This window comes from Wolbachia endosymbiont (group B) of Longitarsus flavicornis, assembly GCF_964028135.1.
Lineage (GTDB): Bacteria > Pseudomonadota > Alphaproteobacteria > Rickettsiales > Anaplasmataceae > Wolbachia.
This window is the reverse complement of record NZ_OZ034758.1, coordinates 1,469,728-1,489,338: the sequence shown is the minus strand read 5'-3', so window position 1 is coordinate 1,489,338 and position 19,611 is coordinate 1,469,728. Positions and strand designations below refer to the sequence as shown.

Annotated in this window: 15 protein-coding genes, 1 other RNA gene and 2 pseudogenes; 13 read left to right on the top strand and 5 right to left on the bottom strand. The window is 33.5% G+C overall.

Annotated elements, in window-relative coordinates; all coding sequences use genetic code 11:
* The 6 genes from ABWU45_RS07060 (at position 1) to ABWU45_RS07030 (ending at position 5,447) form a co-directional block, all read left to right on the top strand.
* Entirely contained in the window at positions 1–612 is a 612-nt protein-coding gene (locus ABWU45_RS07060) for an SURF1 family protein (protein WP_265030519.1), read from the top strand.
* 9 nt (positions 613–621) lie between these two features.
* Positions 622–1,620 carry a recombinase zinc beta ribbon domain-containing protein gene (locus ABWU45_RS07055; protein ID WP_265030520.1) on the top strand — a complete coding sequence of 333 codons (999 nt, stop codon included), beginning with the start codon at positions 622–624 and terminating at the stop codon, positions 1,618–1,620.
* Positions 1,621–1,940: 320 nt separating this feature from the next.
* The gene (eno, locus tag ABWU45_RS07045) at positions 1,941–3,215 is read left to right on the top strand and encodes a phosphopyruvate hydratase (protein WP_353278333.1); all 1,275 of its coding nucleotides are present in this window, start codon (positions 1,941–1,943) and stop codon (positions 3,213–3,215) included.
* The gene (gene cgtA, locus ABWU45_RS07040) at positions 3,203–4,216 is read left to right on the top strand and encodes an Obg family GTPase CgtA (protein ID WP_353278332.1); all 1,014 of its coding nucleotides are present in this window, start codon (positions 3,203–3,205) and stop codon (positions 4,214–4,216) included. Before eno ends, cgtA begins: the two co-directional genes overlap by 13 nt.
* Before the next feature lie 448 nt (positions 4,217–4,664).
* Positions 4,665–5,004, top strand: a transfer-messenger RNA (tmRNA) gene (gene ssrA, locus ABWU45_RS07035).
* Positions 5,005–5,018: 14 nt separating this feature from the next.
* Positions 5,019–5,447, top strand: a complete 429-nt coding sequence (locus ABWU45_RS07030) for a ClpXP protease specificity-enhancing factor SspB (protein ID WP_353278331.1) — start codon at positions 5,019–5,021, stop codon at positions 5,445–5,447.
* A gap of 250 nt (positions 5,448–5,697) precedes the next feature.
* Here the strand turns inward: ABWU45_RS07030 and ABWU45_RS07025 are convergent.
* A pseudogene (locus ABWU45_RS07025) lies at positions 5,698–6,272 on the bottom strand (IS6 family transposase).
* A 52-nt stretch (positions 6,273–6,324) separates the two neighbouring features.
* On the opposite strand from ABWU45_RS07025, the pseudogene ABWU45_RS07020 reads away from it, so the two are divergent.
* A pseudogene (locus ABWU45_RS07020) lies at positions 6,325–7,113 on the top strand (Mur ligase domain-containing protein); the annotation flags it as partial.
* A gap of 424 nt (positions 7,114–7,537) precedes the next feature.
* Here ABWU45_RS07020 and ABWU45_RS07015 read toward each other — a convergent pair.
* The gene (locus ABWU45_RS07015; RefSeq protein WP_353278330.1) at positions 7,538–8,740 is read right to left on the bottom strand and encodes a multidrug effflux MFS transporter; all 1,203 of its coding nucleotides are present in this window, start codon (positions 8,738–8,740) and stop codon (positions 7,538–7,540) included.
* On the opposite strand from ABWU45_RS07015, the gene ABWU45_RS07010 reads away from it, so the two are divergent.
* Positions 8,724–9,230: a GNAT family N-acetyltransferase gene (locus ABWU45_RS07010; protein ID WP_353278329.1), complete on the top strand. Its 507-nt coding sequence runs from the start codon at positions 8,724–8,726 to the stop codon at positions 9,228–9,230. The two genes, ABWU45_RS07015 and ABWU45_RS07010, sit on opposite strands and share 17 nt — an antisense overlap.
* A gap of 306 nt (positions 9,231–9,536) precedes the next feature.
* Positions 9,537–10,466 carry an AEC family transporter gene (locus ABWU45_RS07005; RefSeq protein ID WP_064125222.1) on the top strand — a complete coding sequence of 310 codons (930 nt, stop codon included), beginning with the start codon at positions 9,537–9,539 and terminating at the stop codon, positions 10,464–10,466.
* A gap of 362 nt (positions 10,467–10,828) precedes the next feature.
* On the opposite strand, the gene ABWU45_RS07000 is transcribed toward ABWU45_RS07005, so the two are convergent.
* Positions 10,829–11,272 (bottom strand): hypothetical protein, encoded by a 444-nt coding sequence (locus ABWU45_RS07000; RefSeq protein WP_010401259.1) that lies wholly within the window; start codon positions 11,270–11,272, stop codon positions 10,829–10,831.
* Between the two features lie 118 nt (positions 11,273–11,390).
* Positions 11,391–12,482, bottom strand: coding sequence for a peptide chain release factor 1 (gene prfA, locus ABWU45_RS06995; RefSeq protein ID WP_264683298.1), 1,092 nt, complete (start codon positions 12,480–12,482; stop codon positions 11,391–11,393).
* Positions 12,483–12,592: 110 nt separating this feature from the next.
* Here prfA and yihA point away from each other — a divergent pair, with 110 nt between their 5' ends.
* Complete coding sequence (gene yihA, locus ABWU45_RS06990; RefSeq protein WP_369800778.1) at positions 12,593–13,189, top strand: ribosome biogenesis GTP-binding protein YihA/YsxC; 597 nt, start codon at positions 12,593–12,595, stop codon at positions 13,187–13,189.
* Positions 13,164–14,102, top strand: a complete 939-nt coding sequence (gene argB, locus ABWU45_RS06985; protein ID WP_017531630.1) for an acetylglutamate kinase — start codon at positions 13,164–13,166, stop codon at positions 14,100–14,102. Before yihA ends, argB begins: the two co-directional genes overlap by 26 nt.
* 372 nt (positions 14,103–14,474) lie before the next feature.
* Here the strand turns inward: argB and ABWU45_RS06980 are convergent, their stop codons facing one another.
* The gene (locus ABWU45_RS06980; protein ID WP_353278328.1) at positions 14,475–15,998 is read right to left on the bottom strand and encodes a hypothetical protein; all 1,524 of its coding nucleotides are present in this window, start codon (positions 15,996–15,998) and stop codon (positions 14,475–14,477) included.
* Between the two features lie 179 nt (positions 15,999–16,177).
* Between ABWU45_RS06980 and ABWU45_RS06975 the strand changes: the two genes are divergently transcribed.
* Together ABWU45_RS06975 and ABWU45_RS06970 are read left to right on the top strand one after the other, a co-directional pair.
* Positions 16,178–17,455 carry an adenylosuccinate synthase gene (locus ABWU45_RS06975; protein WP_010401253.1) on the top strand — a complete coding sequence of 426 codons (1,278 nt, stop codon included), beginning with the start codon at positions 16,178–16,180 and terminating at the stop codon, positions 17,453–17,455.
* Between the two features lie 158 nt (positions 17,456–17,613).
* Positions 17,614–19,584, top strand: a complete 1,971-nt coding sequence (locus ABWU45_RS06970) for a hypothetical protein (protein WP_353278327.1) — start codon at positions 17,614–17,616, stop codon at positions 19,582–19,584.
* Positions 19,585–19,611: the final 27 nt, after the last annotated feature.

Below are 19,611 nucleotides of genomic sequence, written 5' to 3'. Positions count from 1 at the left end.
GTGTTAAGAAAAACAGTATTTATTTTCATTATACCTTTTTTATTTCTTTTTTCACTCGGGTTATGGCAGTTATTTAGATTGAGCTGGAAGAATAATATTATCAAAAATATGGATCTTCCAGTTATTCATCTACTGCCTAGTGATAATCTTTCAAAGTTTAACTACAGAAACGTTAAAATCGACGGAATTTTAAGTGATATAGAACTATATGTTTTCGCAGGTCAACGTGGCTATCATGTGCTGTCTCCTATGTTGCTTATCAATGGACATTACATGTTAATAAATAAAGGAATAGTCAGAGAAAAAAAAGAAGAAAAAGCAAAAATTGAAAAAGTAGCTGCTGATGGCGTTTTGTATTGTGATGGTAGCAAAAATTGGTTTATCAAAAATGATATTGCTTCAAATACATGGTTTACCTTAAGTACAGAAGAAATCTCCAATGATCTAGGTATTAAGCTAGAGAAATGTATATTGTGGCAAGATAATTTTGGTGGCAAATTGACTATACAGCCAATAAAGCATCTTGAATACGCAATTACTTGGTTTGCACTTTCCTTGATTTGGCTCATTATGTGCGTATTTTACTATAGGCAAAATATATATAAGTCGTAGAGATACAGTGTGGAAAAAGAAAAGCTACAAATAGAAAAAATGCAACAAAGTGGAAGAAAATACTTATTACAAGGGTTAGTGATATGTCAGTGTTGCAAATCCGTTTATTATGGAATGAGTAATGCTAAGGGAGGAAGAAGTTACTATCGTTGTCCTGGAAAACGTTTTGGTGAATGTAACAGCAAATCAATACGCGCAGATATACTAGAAGGGGTAGTATGGGAAGAAGTGAAGATGTTAAGAGGGCATATAACGAAGGAAAAGTGTGATTTATCAGAGGTAGATTGGGAGACTAAATTTAATATAATTAGAAAGTTAGTTCAGCGTATTGAAATTGATGATGATAATGTACATATGGTGTTTCGATTAAAAGAACTCGCTCTCGAAAGACAAAAAGAAGATATTCAACCTTGTACCAGAATTATAAAGAATGTAGTGCTATCAAATGCAATAGGAATGCATAAAGTTAGCAATGCCCTGGCTGCAATATCAGTTGCAGTGAAACTTGGAATTAGTGATGAAGAGATTAAAAAAGGTCTTTTGGAATTTAAAGGAGTAGCAAGGAGATTTTCTTTAATTGCCGATATTAAAGGTGTTAAGTTAATTGAGGACTATGCTCATCATCCAAATGAAATACAAGCAACCCTGGCAGCAGCACGTTTGACCACTAAAGGAAAGGTAACAGGAATTATCGAGCCGCTTCGTTTTGCTCGTGTTCGTAATTTTTTTGATGAGTTCGTACGAATTTTCATGATGTTTGATTATGTAATTCTCACTCCTGTCCATCCTCCAGAAGATAAGCCTATTCCTGGCTGTGGAATTGATGATATACAAAAAGCCTTGATCAGTAATGGGTTTAATGATGTGAAGATTATGAATGATGCTTTACTCATTTCACATTTTATTAGTAATTCGACAAGTTCAGGAGATGTAGTATTATTTATTGGTGCTGGTAGTAATATAGCTAAACTAGCGAAAGAAACTGCAAAGCTGCTGCTAGTAAAATAAACTTAAGCATTGGTGATTTATATGATAAAATTGTGTAGTAAAACTGGATCCCAGTGTCTAGGCAAACAACTGTACAGACATTGCGATATGGGGATAGCTTCCATTAAGAATGGTGTCATCCCAGTGCCCAGACACTGGGATCCAGAAGACTTAACTTTAAATAAGTGGCTGTATAATAAAAACTGGATTCCAGTGTCAAGCACTGACCATCCGCTACTCAAATTACCTGTATATTGCAATGTTCGTACACTGAAATGTTACAGCGCTGGGGTGACATTTCCCGAACGTGAACACAATTGTGAATCTAGTGGAGGTTTAGCATGATGAAAAAGACGATCAGCAGTGTATTTGCAAGAGAAATTTTAGATAGCAGGGGTTACCCAACAATTGAGGTAGAAATAGAACTATGTGATGGAGCAACAGGTAGAGCCGCTGTCCCTTCTGGGGCTTCGACCGGTAAACTAGAAGCATTGGAGCTGAGAGATCAAGATGAAAAAAGGTATTGTGGTAAAGGAGTGCTGAAAGCTGTTCAATCTGTGAGTGGAGTGATAGCAAATAAAATCATTGGCATGGATGCAGCAAACCAGAGTGCAATTGATAAAGTTTTAATTGAACTAGATGGAACAAAAAATAAATCTAAACTTGGAGCAAATGCAACTTTGGGTGGGTCTCTTGCTGTTGCAAAAGCAGCAGCAAACAGCTTTAAAATGCCGTTATATAAGTATTTGGGAGTAGGGGAAGAGCAGATGCCAGTTCCGCTAATTAACGTCATTAATGGTGGAGTACATGCAGATAATAAACTCGATTTTCAAGAATTTATGATTCTTCCGGTTGGTGCTGAAACTTTCAGTGAAGCAATCAGAATATCTGCAGAGGTATTTCATAACTTGCGCAGCATTCTTAAGAAAAAAGGTTATAGCACAAACGTAGGAGATGAAGGTGGTTTTGCACCAAACATTGGAAGCACTGAAGAAGCTCTTAATTTGATAATTCAGGCTGTTGAATCTGCCGGTTATTCGATGAAAAATCACTTTGCACTGGGTCTTGATGTTGCTGCATCTACTTTTTATGAAGATGGAGTTTATAAATTTGAAAACAGAGAACTCACTTCAGAGGAATTGGTTCAGTATTATTTTGACCTTGTAGGCAAATATCCAATAATTTCTATAGAAGATGCAATGAATGAAGACGACTATGAAGGTTGGAAATTACTTACTGCAAAATTGGGAAGTAAAATTCAATTAGTCGGGGATGATTTATTTGTTACAAATTGTGAACTAATAAGTAAGGGAATAGAGGAAAAAATGGCAAATTCTGTACTAATTAAACCAAATCAAATAGGAACACTTACGGAAACTTTTGCTGCTATTGAAATGGCAAAATCAAATGGCTATAGGGCTATTATTTCGCATCGCTCAGGTGAAACAGAAGATACAACGATATCCCACATAGCGGTTGCATCGAATTGTGGACAAATCAAGACTGGCTCACTGTCGCGTTCTGATAGGCTTGCAAAGTATAATGAATTAATGAGAATAGAAAGTTCATTAGGAGAAAATGCTAAATATTATTGTGGGTTAGCATGGACTTCATAGACGAAGTTAAATTATATTTAAAAGCAGGTGATGGTGGCGATGGCTGCGCGAGTTTTCGTCGAGAAAAATTCGTTGAATTTGGTGGCCCAAACGGTGGTAATGGAGGCAGGGGAGGAGACATAATTTTCATCAGTGATGCAAATCTCAACACTTTGCTTAATTTTCGTTGTCGAAGACATATTAAAGCAAGTAGTGGAAAAAGTGGTACGAGTAGAGATAGATCTGGCACGGCAGGAAAAGATATTATACTTAAAGTTCCAGTTGGTACACAAATAATCGATGAAGAAAGTGAGGAAATAATAGTAGATCTTGATAAACCTGACATGGAATTTCAAGTAGTGAAAGGTGGAAAAGGTGGGCTTGGAAATACTAACTTTAAATCTGCTACTAATAGGGCACCAAGACATTTTACCCATGGTCAACCCGGTGAAGAAAGAAATATAATATTGAAGCTAAAAGTTTTATCTGATGTTGGCATTATTGGTATGCCAAATGTAGGTAAATCTAAATTTTTAACCCGCTGCTCGAATTCTGATACGAAAGTAGGCGATTATGAATTTACTACTATAAGACCACATTTAGGTGTAGCAAAAGTGGATTATAGCGAAATTGTAATAGCAGATATTCCTGGAATAATCGCTGATGCTCATCTTGGAGTTGGGCTCGGACACAAATTTTTAAAGCACATAGAAAGGTGCAAAATTTTACTGCATTTAATTGATGTAACTCACGATGACATTATTTCAGCTTATAATTGTACGCATAATGAACTGAAGCTTTACAATAGCGATCTTGTTGAAAAAGAGGAAATTGTAGTGTTAAATAAATGTGACTTATTGGAAGAAACAGAAATTCTTGAGAAGAAGAATCATTTAGCCAATTATCTTGATAGAGAAGTACTGTGCTTATCAATCGACGATGATTTACAGCCCATCTTAAGATTATTAAATGAAAAAGTGAAAATTAAGGAAATTAATGTATATGATCCTTTTAAGATGTGAATTTTTTATTTGACAATCAAAGTCTGGATTCCAGTGGGTAATTTTCCACAGTTGTCTGCATTTTTTGTTCCACAACTTATCTTTTTTTCGGCTTGTGCCATTTCTCACACTGTCTCTTGCTTTCTTGAACTCAGAAATTCAATAGCTACAAAAGCATTTGAGTAGTTTTTTGTTAAGAATTAGGCATAGAATCCCCCATATTTATTAATAAAGAACAGAAAAAATGTAACGCACATACGACAGAGATTAAGCATATGTGTGCACCCATGTGCGCTGAAGAAGATACGCTACATTCTTTACTTAGTTTGATTATTTGATAGAAAAGTCTGCAGACGAAGATAGATTTTGAGCTCTAAAAATACCTCTACTGTGAGTATACTAAGATTAGATAAATAGGCGAAGTAATTTTTATATTAGTTTTTTAGTTGCCAATCAATTTGGAGTTCAATAACTTGACATTTATTCAATACTACTGTATAATAAGCATGTGTATTTTTTATACACTATGGCAATAAAATTACCTTGTAATAGGTGTATTGGACCCGAGGGCAGTACTCGGCGCCTCCACCATATTTTTTGATTGATACGGGGGCGAGTAAGGATCGACATGCATAGTAAAGATGGTAGCTTTGCTCGGTTAGATACCACCGCTAAGAGTTCACAATTTAGATGCAAACGATAACTTTGCTGCTGAAGACAATGTTGCATTAGCTGCTTAATTTAGGCACTATAACTTCATTGCTATAAGCACGGTTTAGGGAACGCCGGGTAACAGAAGTTCCCCCAAACATGTAAGGGTTATATGGATAAAACAGATTATCAGAAGTCGCTTAGTTATGCTAAATTTCAAGTTATCAAAAAGGCTTTGAATATTATATTAGATAATGTTTTTACTCCTCACTTAGAAATATTATTTTTTACGCGCTTTAATGGTGTTGTCATACCAGACTACTTGAAAGAATCATACCCTACTCAAATGCTTATTATATTACAGCATCAATTTTTTGGTCTAAAAGTTCTTGAAGATAAGTTTAGCGTCAGTTTGAGCTTTCGTGGAAAACAAGAACAAGTCACTGTACCGTTTTTTGCTATTAGTGAGTTTCATGATAAAATTTCAGGAGATACTTTAGTATTTAGCGTTGATTCTGATAAAGAATATGAAATTGAGAAATGTGCTGAAAAGTCATCAAATGGTAGTATTATATCTATAGATCAACTTTACGATAAGTAGTTACTTCATTTTATAAATAAAAAATATTGTATCTGTTCAGGATATCGACAAGACCATAGAGTAAAAGTGAGTTTATAACAAATGGTATCATTTGAGTAGCTGACATTGGCTTTCACATAAAAAACGTTGTAAAGCGCTTTCATGCTTACCAACGGTTCTGTCGCATCTATAAACCATAGGAAAAAAGCTGGGATTATAGGAGTTATGAAGCCATTAACATAGCAAAATTCTCAAAAGTAGAAACATTATTTTAATAATTTGTCTTTTTTTTAATCATACGAATATTTTCTATGCCTATGATGGTAATCTTTGCGGAATGGAAGCTTTTAAACCCAAGCATTGGCTTTATTAGTTTTTTGATAAATCTATCAACAATATTATTTAGATATTTTATTTGAAGAACTGTAATCTTCAGAAATTTCTGCATTCAAATCATCAAGAGCAGCAGTATTACTGCCGCTTTTATCAATTACAATTTTCTCAGGAAGATAGTTACTCCTGAAGGCTTTACGAAAGAATGCAAGTGCTGCAGACTTGTCTCTACTAACACACAAGTCTACAGTATATAAATAAACCCATTTACCGTTTAATTTAATGTAAGTCTCTCCAACTACTACCAACCTGCTTCTTTCTTTTCCTTACTGCCTCATCTATCAGTGGTGATAACCCACCTTTGTAACGTAGCATTTTGCTCCCCTTATACTCATCATTTCTTCCAAATCTCGATAGCTCAAAGAGAATCGATATTTCATGTATACAGATAACATCCTCTGAAAAGCTAAATCCTTTGAAATATGGCAACAATTTTTGATTGATACGAAACATCTTTGCTTTTTTTTTAGACAATTATATCATTCTTCTTTCTACTTCCCTACAAATGCGACAGAACCCTAAAAAAGAAGTAATACATATAATCGGTATAGGTGGAATTGGAATGAGCGCAATTGCTGAAATTCTTCATAATTCCAGTTATAAAATTCAAGGCAGTGATACGCGATCAAACGACAATATAGATAGGTTACAAAAATTAGGTATAGAGGTCTATATTGGTCACGATGCAAGTAGTATTAGACAAGCTCAAATAGTTGTACATTCTTCCGCAATAAAACCTGATAATGTGGAGCTAGTTGCAGCAAGAAATAACAATAAAACAGTTTTGCATAGGTCAGACATGCTGGCTAAAATTATGAAAGGTAAATATGTGATAGCGGTTTCTGGTTCAAGTGGCAAGACAACAACAACAGCTATGATTGCTTCCATTTTTGATCATTCTGGTACTGATGCTACTGTAATTGTGGGAGGAGTATTAAACTCCTATCAGAGTAATTCAAAACTTGGCAAGAGTGACATTTTTTTAATCGAGGCTGATGAGTCTGATGGAACTATGTTAAAAATTCCTGCAAATATTGCTGTTGTAACAAGTATTAATGACGACCATATAGACCATTACGGTACATTTAACGAAATCAAAAATGCATTTTCTCGATTTGTAAACAACGCGGATTTTGCGGTTTTACCTGATTCTGCAAGCGTCAATTATGATGAGAATAATTCTATAACGTTTGGGTTTGGGAATGATAAGATTAGAGCCAGCAACGTCAAACAACACAATAATAGCATAGAATTTGATGTATTGATTAGTATAAACGAAAATAACTGGATTCCATTGTCAACTACTCAAATAGTTGATAGGGATGGGATAAAAGCAGCTCTTGATTCGTCACTTCAATGCTTGAAACGGGACTCTCGTTTCAATGTTGAACAAAATACTATAGAACTCAAGAAGACAATCCCTAGAAAATCTCTACATCCCAAAAAAAGTAAATCGTACTAATGCTATTTGAACGAACTAGCGCAAAAGTAAGCTAAATTTTTTAGGGTATAAAAACAGCAAGAAACAGTATTTTAAAGAAAGTTAGAATTTGATTGGATTGTTGAAAGTTGGCTCTCAAATTTTAGACGCATGAGCAAGCTCATATTTGTTAACTAATATAGACTAGGTGATGTGGAAGAGATACATTTAGAGCAGCCGGCAAAATTGCAATACATATTACCGCAATAACTAGAAATGAGAAGGATCTATATGGTGATTATAGATTTTCTCCAGATCTTGAAAACAATAAATAGGCAGTAAAAATAAGTTCTAGCGCTACTGCAGATAGAACAAGAAGAGATATATTGATTGCCTGACCGTTGTAAACGTAGCTTGTTAAGCCGATAAAAATAGCCATAACAAAAGCTCTAATGAACGAGAGTGCAGAAGAAGCTGTACCTTTAATTTCAGGAAAAACGTTTATTGATGCGTTAAAAACCACTGGCTGGCATATTGCACAACCAATAGAAAAAATAATCATAGATAGTGTTACTAAGTAGAAAGAATGGGGCATAATTACACTGAGTATTACAAACAATAGAGATCCGATAGCACCCACGCTCGTACCAGAAATTACACACCATACGGCTCCAAATTTTTTGAGGATCTTAATGGAAAATAGGCTAATTAGTGAGAAGGACCCAACTATTGCACCTTGATGTAGTGCATAAATAGTACTGGATAAGCCAAAAGTTTCCATATACAAAAAAGGTCCGCAAGTAATGAATGACATATAAGCAGCAGAGAAGAGGCTCTGCTGCAAAGACAGAACCATAAATTTTGAACTCGATAATAATTTTCTGTAATCTTTCATCATTTTTTTCAAACTGAAAATATCGCGGTCCTTTTTTGTTTCTGGTAACAGAAAAAGCAGCAAAACCCAAGAGATTAAACAAAGTATTGCAACAGTTGCATAATTACCACGCCACCCTACAATTTGATTGATGAAACTGCCTAACACTGGCGCAATTGCCATGACAACTGTTAGAACAGAATTCATGATTCCAATAAATTTTATTGCTTTGTCACCCTGATAACTGTCTGCAACGATTGCAAACACAACTACAGATGTGCTTGCACCAATACCTTGAATAAAACGAGAAATTAAAAGAGAAAAAACCGACGGTGCAAAAACACAACCAACAGCGCCGATTAATAACAAAGTGTTACCTATGATCATAATCCTTCTTCTGCCATAACATTCAGACAATGGACCAAAAAATAACCCTCCTATGCAAAAGCCTAGGAAATTATAAGCAATAGTTAATTGAATTGTTCCTTCTGATACGTTAAAATAGCGCACCATATCAGGAAAACTAGGTACGGAAATGTCAATCTCAATGAACTTGGCAATTAGAGACAGGATTAACAGAAATGGTAGTAACATTTGAGATTTTTCATTAATGAATAAAAATATCACATTTAAAGCGTTGAAAGAAGAACATTTTTTACTGTTATTAAAATGGTTAGAAACACCTCACGTAAAGCTATGGTGGGATGAAGATATAAATTGGACACCAGAGTTAATTGAGAAAAAATATAGTACCTACATTAAGGGGTTCAAACGTTTGAAGTTTGAGACGCAAATTATTGAAAAACCGATGTATGCATTCATTATTAATTGTGACGCAGTTGATATTGGTTATATTCAATACTATAATAGGCAAGATTTTCCACCTGAACAAGGCTACGATACTTCAGAGCTTCCAGAAAGTTGTGCTGCTATAGACTGGTATATCGGAGAGCTGAATTATGTAGGTAAAGGAGTTGGTTCACAAGCTTTGAATATATTTTTAAACAAATTTGTCTTTAAAGTTTATGAGAATGCCTTTGTCGACCCAGGTATAGCAAATGTTTGTGCAATCCGTGTTTACGAAAAAGTTGGCTTTAAAAAAAATTATGGAAAGTAATAGTGCGATTTTAATGATTAAGGCAAGAATTCCTGAGAACCATTCAAGATGAGTGTTTTTTCAACAATCTACCTAAATTACTACAAGTGGTTTATAAAAATATACAAGGAGCTTTATACAAACTTAACATAATTTAATCATAAAAATATCATTATTAAGTCCTATATAAGAACAAATTTTGGCACTCAGTGAATCTTTTTTTAACTAACTATGAACTTGATTAATTGGAAAATAAATTTTACTTACTTTTACAATACCTTAAAATCTAATATCACTTTATCAGCAAAGATATCACAATAGGCTAGTATGTTCTTTACTCTTTTCCTCAAAATATTACCTATTTACATTACAATACTTATTGGTTACTTAGCAGGAAGATATCTTAAAATTGATAGAAATACTATATCTCAAATACTCTTTTATATAGCTAATCCAATAGTGATTTTATACGGAGTATCTCATACAGAAGTTAATTTAAAAGTAATTTCTCTGCCGATTTTGATATGGTTTATAGGTAGTACTATGTCCTTATCAGTGTATTATCTTTCTTCTTTTTTATTTAAGGACAACACGAGAAACATATTAGCGTTTAGCTCGGGCAGCACAAGTATGGGTTATTTTGGTCTACCGATTGCCATGGCTTTATTTGATGAAGATTCAGTGTCTGTGTATGTTGTCTGTTACATAGGAATGGCACTATTTGAAAATAGCTTGGGATTTTATATAGCTGCAAATGGTATCTATACTGCAAAAGAATGCGTATTAAAGTTACTCAAACTTCCCTCATTATATGCAATGATTCTAGGTTTCTTTTTAAGTATATATGATATACAAATACCCACCTTTTTGACAGATGTTATGATAAATATCAGAAGTACATTTATCACATTAGGAATGGTGCTGCTTGGAGTAAGTATTGCACAAATTACAAATTTTAAAGTAGATTGGAAGCTTGCCTTGACCACTATTGTAGCAAAGTACATATTCTGGCCGTCATTTGTTTTGGGAATTGTCTTGCTAGACAAGCATGTTACAGGTATATACGATGAAAGCATCTATAAAGCACTGATGTTACTGGCTATTATTCCGATTTCTGGATCCAGTATAATACTTGCTAATATTTTAAATTACCAACCAGATAAAGCTACTTTATTGCTCCTAATTAGTACTGCAGTGGGGCTATTTTATGTTCCACTTATAATATCATTATTTTTTACTAAACTTGTCCCTTTTTGATCAAAAATTTAAGCGCTAGCCTATTCACAAAACTTGAATTTAGACTAGACTTCTTGGATAATCATAAAAGAAACTAATCCTTTTTTCCTCTCCTTTCTTATTTTTTTACACAGAATAGGAAGTTATCAATTGATGGAATTTTCGCAATAATGTCAATAGCAGTAAGATTTCCTACACCTTTTAGCAGGTCTAGAGTTGAATTTGGATGTTCTATGAGCAGCAACAAATAAATGTAACTTGCCTTTTTCTATATGATGCTATTAACCGAATAGGTATTCGCTTGACATTTCCATATCTTTGTTATCATTAGTAATACTAAAGGGAAAACTAAACTTAATAAGATTTGGAAGCATATTGTTGTTCTATGATTCACGTAATGCTGCTATGCCTTCGTTGCAGACGTTGTCATAAAGTAAATTAAATTCTTTAATATTTGAAAAACTACCACCCCTTAGCGCACTCATTAATATTATTCCACTTTCAACATCAATATCATTAGAAATTAAATCAAGTTTAATAAGATTTGGAAAGTTACCATTCTTTAACAATTTAGTGATTGCTATTGAGCCTTCTGCGCCAATAATGCTAGAAGTTAATTTACACTCAGTAATATTTGGAAGATTAATATTCTCTAATGCTTCATTTAAAACTTCTCCGCACTGAGCATCAATATAACAATTAGATAAAGTCAAGCTTGTAATATTTTGCTTTTTCTGTAAAAAGTTTACTAGCTTTTCCATATATACATATAGATTATTTAACTCTAAGGTGTTACTATTAACATATTGATTAAAGTCAACTTCCATGGTTTCTGTAAGTTATAGAGCTGCTAATTATAGCATAAATTTAAATAATTGTCAACCTTATGAACAACTAACTTTACTTCTTTTTAACCTGATACCTATGCTTTGTTTCAAATTTCCATCAAAAAGTAACATTACCTCCTCCAGTCAACCTTTCTGCTTCATTTCGTGAAATCAATGCCTCAATAAATTCATCTAGTTCACCTTCTTTTATAATCTGTTCTAGTCGATGTGAAGTGAGATTAATTCTATGATCTGTTATTCTTGATTGTGGAAAGTTATAAGTTCTTATACGTTCAGAGCGATCTCCAGAACCAATTTGGCTTTTCCTCATTGTTGACCTTTCCATTTCTTTTTTTTGTCTTTCAATTTCGTATAGCCTTGCTCTCAACACTTTGAGCGCTTTAGCCTTATTTTTGTGCTGCGATTTTTCATCTTGCTGTATTACAACTATCCCTGTTGGCAAGTGGGTGACCCTTACTGCGCTGTCAGTTGTATTCACTGATTGCCCTCCAGGACCACTGGATCTATAAACATCTATGCGTAAATCTTTTTCTTCTATTTCAAAGTCAACCTCTTCTACTTCAGGTAATATTGCAACAGTAGCTGCGGAAGTGTGCAATCTTCCTGAGGATTCAGTTTCTGGCACTCTTTGTACTCTGTGCACCCCTGACTCAAATTTCAGTCTTGCAAAAACTTCTGTTCCATTAATGAGTGCAGAAGCTTCCTTATGGCCACCTATACCTGTATTAGAAATACTTATTGGCTCAAACTTCCAATTTCTTCTTTCTGCATATTTTTGATACATACGAAATAACATCGCTGCAAATAATGCTGCTTCTTCTCCGCCTGTGCCTGCTCTAATTTCTAATATTGCATTTCTTGAGTCATCTTCATCTTTGGGTAATAATGCCAACTTTAGTTTTGCTTTTACTTTCGGTAATAGTATCTTTTGCTTCTCAAGAAGTTCTTCTTTTGCTAACTCTTTTATATCACCATCGCTGTTCTCATCTTTCATGATTTCTTCTAAATCTGAAATTTCCTCTTTTAATATATTATATTCATCGATTATCTCGATAATTGGTCTGAGTTCAGAGTATTCCTTTGAAAAACTAACGAATTCTTTTTGACTCAAATTGGTAGGGTTTTCCAGATTTCTCTCTACATCAGAAAACTTTTTTTTTAAGTCTTGTAAATTATTCTCTATATCCATATAGTACAGGTCTAGTTTTCAGCTGTTTAAGTAAGTAATATATACTGAAATAAAAAATTTCTTATATCAAGCAATAACACTATAATTGTCTCGAATATTTCTACCTAAGTATAATGGCAAAACAGATAACATCAATCTGCAGCTTCATATTTGGAGCTTCAGACAAAAAATCATTACCAGATGAGTCGGCTCCAGAGATTGCATTTGCTGGTAGATCAAACGTAGGAAAATCAAGTTTAATCAACTTGCTGATAAACAGCAAAAAAGCTGCAAGAGTTTCTTCTAAACCTGGATGCACTAGACAAATAAATTTTTACTCTATGTACAATGATAAGTTTAGGATTGTCGACCTACCGGGTTATGGCTATTCTTGTGCAAGCAAGGAAGAAGCAGTACAATACTTAAACCTAATTGAGTACTATCTAATTCACAGGAGAAATCTAAAAAGAGTGTTTGTGCTTATAGATAGCAAGGTAGGATTAAAAGAAATAGACAAAGACTTTGTTTATTGGTTAATATGTAATAATATTAACTTTAATATTGTGCTAACAAAAATAGATAAAGTGAATCAGGAAAGTCTAGATGCTATTCTAGAAAATACTCAAAAGTGGGTTAATAATGAACATGTATCAATTCATCAAATAAGCATTCGTGTTAAGCATAAAATCACCAAGGTAAGAGATGAGTTTTTCAAATTTACAAGATAAAAAAATGAAAAGTGATGAATCTTTAAATGGTAAGATGCCATTGAAGGAAAAAACAGAAATATTATTTGAAGTTCTGTCTAACATACCTAAATTTGTAGGCGAAACTTTTATCATCAAATGCAGCAGTGTAATAATCTCAGATGAAACGCTGCTTAGTGCTTTTGCGCATAATGTTGTTCTGTTGAAACAGCTTGGTATAAATCCGGTGGTAGTTCATGACGGAGAATATGAAATTAACTTAGTGTTAAAAATGCTAGGTATGAATGATAAGTTTATAAATGGTGTCAGACTTACAGACAAAAGCACTATGAAAATCATTGAAATGGCACTGTGTGGTTCAATTAATAAAAAAATTGTTCAGCATATAAATTCTGCTGGTGGTTCAGCTATTGGACTATGTGGAAAAGATGGCAACCTCATAAAAGCTGAAAAGATAAGCACTACGCTTAGGGAAAATAGATTAAATAATATTGAAAAAATACTAGACATGGGATTTATCGGTAGACCAACTGAAATCAATCCTGATATATTATTCTTTATTGAAGAATCAGATTCTATACCAGTTATTGCACCTATCGGTTATGGAAAAAATGGAGAAACATATCATATTGATACTGATAGCACTGCAAGTGCAATTGCACTTGCAGTTTACGCATCTAAAATGATAATCTTGAGTGATACAGATGAAGAAATAAACAAAGTTGGCAATGGAAGAGTCTTGATTAAAAATTTAAAAGAATCGATTGATTGTGGAAAAATTAAAGGAGAAAAATTTGTTGAAAGGCTTATGTCATATACTAAAATGGTAGAAGAATGTGCAGGGGTTGTTCACATAGTTGATGGTAGAGTACCTAACATTATACTTGATTTATTTACTGAGAATAATTCAGGTATATCAATAATGGATGATTAATAGCTGTACTGCTTATAACCATATGAACATTGAAAATTTGGGAATAGCTTATGTCAAATTCCTATTCTCTTTTCCAGTTTTTTAGGGTTTTTTTTTCTTGCAAGCATAATAGTTTCGTATACATAATGAAACCAAATGGTATTTTTAGCTTGATAACAGAGGAAAATAAAGAGGGCTTGGGTGTAACACTCAAATAATGATTTACCTTATGGATACCGCTAGAAAAGTTGACTAAGGTATACAATTCTCTCTGCGTCAAGTTACTCAAGATATCGAATCTACAAACGCTTTGGATTGAGTGTGTTTGGTCAATTTGAGTGCTTTAAATGAAAGGCGAAAATTGAGCATACTATGCCTCTGTACACAGTATCTTTAATGCAAATGCCCATGTGATTCCATAGATAATCTCTGTTTTTTTATTTTATCTGTCCATTTATCATTCTCTATATCTTGCTTGTTGGTTGCTCTTTTTTCTTGCTCAACAATTGCCTTATCTATCTTCTGATGAATTGCATTAATTGCATTTTTTTCTTTGTATACTTCGCTTTTTCCTTCAACAATTAAATTGGTAAAAATATTTACAATAAACTGCACTTGATTATGATTAACCTGACCTTTTATCGAAGAAGGTAAAGAGTTTAATTCCATCAATACTTCTGATGCTGTTTTATCTTGAGTGGAAAGCCCTAAATTATCTGCTACTTCACTTATTAATAACTCTCTGTTTTCTTTATTATCTTCCAATTTAGTATAATCACGCAGTAGATCCATAACTGAAGATACTCTGACTTCAATAATATCATCAACATCTTCACCTCCTAGAGCAACTCCTGATCCCAATAACCTCTCTCTGAGATTTTTCTTTAAAAGATTGGTAAATTTTTCATTTGCATCCGATCCTGTAGTAGATATTGTACCATCTAAATAGTTGTTTACTTTGATTTGAGTACCTAAGCTATGCTCTATTTGTATTTTTGCCTCAGGTTTAAATCCTAATTTTGCACAGAATTTCTGAAAATATTCTTTAATAGTGTCAAACAAGGTCTTGCCATTGTCTTTATAGTTTTTCAACTCTTCAGGAATAGTAAGTGATAATTTACCATCTCCATATTTTACAAGGTCTTCACCATATTGAGACTCAAGTGTAAATTCTAATGAGCTGGATAGGTCACATATTTTCTCTTCCGGATTGTCAATCGTGGTTATAGGTATTGCCATATCAGACGTCACTTTTATGCGGTTGTGGTCAGTGCAGTAAATGTTTAGCACTTTTTTAGGACTGTGTGGAGTTAAATTACAACTACTGAGTGCGGCATGAGATTCATTAAATATACCAGCCCCATACCCTGCTTGATTACAATTGGTGACTAACTCTTCTAAAATAGCATCACTTGGGATTTCTGCTTCAGCGTATCTAAACATTTCCTTAAAAATTTCCTTTGCTAATGAACGGTAATCTTTTTTGGAGAATAGATGATAAGAGCTTCTCCCTGCGTTATAAAATCTCTCAAATTCCTTTCTATATTCATCAATTTTTTTTTCATCAGCAACTGTAGGGCTATTACAATGATTTTCCCAAACTTCAGATAGTCTATCTTGATCAAGCTCCTTAAGTACTGGTTCCATAAAAGCTTTACCTTCTTCAGAGAGGTTATCAAAATTATCACGGTTAAAAATCTCATTTTTATAATCTTTAGCTCCTTCCTTAAATGCAATGATAAAATCTTTATCTATTTCTTTTCCGTTAATAATAAAATTCATCCTTTGAAAATCTAAGAACATTGTTTCACCGGAATTTGCTAATTTATTTTCTTGATCTGCTCTTAACTTACTAAAATTGAACTCTTTAGCTGTGGCCTTTAATCTAATTACTGGACTCTCCTTTGCCTTTTTCATAATCAACACCTTACTATAAATATGCTGTAAGTTGTACCATATAATGATGAATAATTTTATAATATATAAAAAAGTCGATAGTCTATTTCTTTATTTTAGGGATATAGGAAAGGCGTAGATTTCTCTTTTCATTTGTAGCATGCTGCATTAATATTTACGTATTAATCTAGAAAATAGTGATGAATAATATTGTAATTGTTGGTCTGCAATGGGGTGACGAAGGTAAGGGTAAAATAGTAGATTATCTTTCTGAGAATGCAGATGTAGTTGTGAGATTTCAGGGAGGAAATAATGCAGGGCACACTATAGTAATAGATGATGAGGTTTATAAATTAAATTTACTGCCCTCTGCTGTTTTGAGAGCGGACAAAATATCTATTATAGGAAACGGTGTTGCTCTTGATTCACATGCTCTAGTCTCAGAAATAGAGTCATTGAAAGTTAAAGGAGTGGACGTAAACTATAACAACTTGATGGTATCCGAGAGCTGTCCATTAATACTTAGCGTACATAAGGACAAGGAAAAGCTATTTGAAGATTTAAACGGAAATCACAAAATTGGTACAACAAACAAAGGGATAGGGCCATGTTATGAAGATAAAGTTGGCAGGAGAGCTATACGCCTTTGTGACTTAGAAAACACAGATGAGCTCAATCAAAGAGTGGATGCTCTCCTGAGTTACCATAATGCTATCAGAAAAGGACTTAACTACCAGGTAGTTAAAAAAGAAGAAATATTAAAGGAAATTCAAGAGATTTCAGAAAAAATTCTTTTATATAAAAAACCTGTGTGGAAGATACTAAATGATTTTATGAAAGAAGGTAAGAAAATAATATTTGAAGGCGCTCAAGGCGCATTTTTAGATATCGACCACGGAACTTACCCTTTTGTTACTTCAAGTAATACTGTAGCATCGCAAGCGATAACAGGCTCAGGATTATCCTACAATGCTCACATTATTGGTGTAGCAAAAGCGTATACAACAAGAGTGGGTAATGGTCCATTTCCTACTGAACAAAATAACGAGATTGGAGACAGCTTATTTTCTATAGGTAAGGAACTTGGAACAGTAAGCAATAGAAGAAGGCGCTGCGGATGGTTTGACGCAGTTTTAGTGCGCCAGGCCGTACAACTCTCTGGAGTTTCAAGCATTGTATTAACCAAATTAGATATTCTTGATTCTTTTGATACTATTAAAATAGGCACTGGTTATAAGTATGGCGGAAAAATGTATGATTATTTACCCGCATCACATTCAATACAAAAAGAATTAGAGCCAATATATGAAGAATTTCCTGGTTGGAAAGAGAAAACTCAAGGCAAAAGGTCAGTTAAGGAATTACCTGCAAATTTGATGAAATATGTGAGAAAAATAGAAGAATTAATAGGTGTACCAATTCATCTAATTTCAACTAGTCCCAATAGAGAGGATGTTATTAAGCTTAAAAATCTATGAAAACGTCTTGTTAACTTTTATCTAATAAAAAACGATACTTGTGTGACTTCAAGCAATCTATTATGCAAAGTAGCAGCGTAAACGTACAGTGAGCAGTGTGATTTTTCTTAAATACATGTTGATTGTTATAATATAAACATAGTTAAAGGAGGCGTATTATGATTGCAGGTTTGACTAAGGGAGACAAAGCAGTAAAAGCGGAAAAAACAAGTGATCAGCTGAGAGAATTGTCAGTTGCAGAATATGTAGTTAAGTCAATACATGACTTGCAAAAATTGCATAATAGATTATGTTCATCACAGGGCAACAATTGTGTTAATGATAGAGAGAAGTTTGTCCAAGATAGTGATGGGCTTGGTATATTTCAATTTCTCAAAAGCTATATTAATGATGCAGAAAAAAATGAGCCTTCCATTAAGAACCTTACTATAATGAAATTTCTTCGCTCAATTATAGAAGATAGGGAACTGTATAAAAAGTTATGCAGTTTCGATGATTTTCTCGATTGTGAGTTAGAAAATTTGAGAGATAAGATAAGCTTATTAGCGCTTTTGAGAGAAAAGATGGACTTTGCTGATATACAAAAAGCTTATGATAATTGGCGTTTTAATGATCTAATAGGTGATAATGATTTTAAGCGAATGTACGTGGATCAAGCAGTAAAAGAAAGAGAAAAGCCTGTTAATGAGGACTTTGAGAAAAATATAGGTAAATACATAGAGTTAGTAAAGGAAGGAAAAGAAGTTGCAAGTAGGTATTTTGGAAAATGGAAAGAGGACTTTCAAGTTTACTGTGAAGAAATTGACAATAATAATAAAGTTTTGAATATTAACCTTACTCATTACGACAATAGTGAGCCAACAAAGATTAGTGACGTTTTACAGCAAGAGAAAGATATTAAAGAACTGAATATCTATTGCAATAAAAAACATGAAATACACGCTCATAAAAAAGATAAGAAAAGATATTATGAATTTAAAGAAGGTGCATATTATGAAATGACAAGCACTTGGGCTGCAAAAGATGGATCAGGAATGTGTACCATGATTATGAATGTGAGTAGCGATGGCATAACTGAAATACTAAAATTTAATGGTGAAGATTTTGTTTCATCGAAGGAGATTCTAGAATTAATAAAGCAAAACGATGAATTATATATTCAAGGTCTCTCCTTATATGATGCTGTAATGGAATCACTAGAAGAGAATAGGGCTACTCCTATTAATCTTTACAATGAATCTATGGTGGCTTATCAAGGTAAGGAACCAGAGGGGAAGTTAGATCATAAAGTTGATGCTGATAATAGCCTTCCTTCTTCTCCTTCTATTAATAGCAATGCATTGGAAGTCAATTTACAGCACACTGAAACTCAACCAGAAATTGCTTCACAACAAATAACTGATTTACAAAACAGTTTTGGAAAAGAAGAGCGAAAAAACACGGAATTGCAAACTGAACTGGCACAAAAAGATGAAAAGTTAGCAAGTGTGTTAGCAGAGTTACAAGAGAAAGCACAAGAACTTAAAAATGTATGTGAAGCAAAAGGAAAGCTAGAGGGTAAGTTAAAAGGTGTTAATACAGAAAAGAAGGAGTTAGAAGACAAATTAAAAGAAGCAGCACACATAATGAAGGAAAAGGAGCAGTATATAAGCAATTTAAAACTTCAAGTGCAAGAGTTGAAAGATGAGTATAAAGCACAATTGGAATCTTATGAACAAGGGATATGCAAACTAGCATGGGAAGTTGAAGAGTTAAGAAGCAAGCTAGAGTGTGAGAATGAATGGGATGATAAAGTTGTAGAAATAGCTGATGGACTGGGAGAAAAAATTCATGCTGATGAACAAAGAAGCCTCAATAATCAATTTTATACTCCAACAAGAAATATTTTTAATGAGACTAATAATGAGTCTTGTGTTCCACTGGAAGAAAAGATGACGTTACTCAGATCTTCAAGTTTTGATAGTGGACTTGATAGCGATGAGGAAAATTGTGATAATGATTTATCTTCTAACATAACTTCTATTGAGAAGGTAGTAGAGAGTAGAAGCGTAGGTAGCTCGCTTTCCTCTTGCATTGTTAAGGAGATGATTGGAGTTAAGTTGCAAGAGCAATACTCAAGTAGAGTATAAAAATCTCCTGTATTGATAATAATTTAA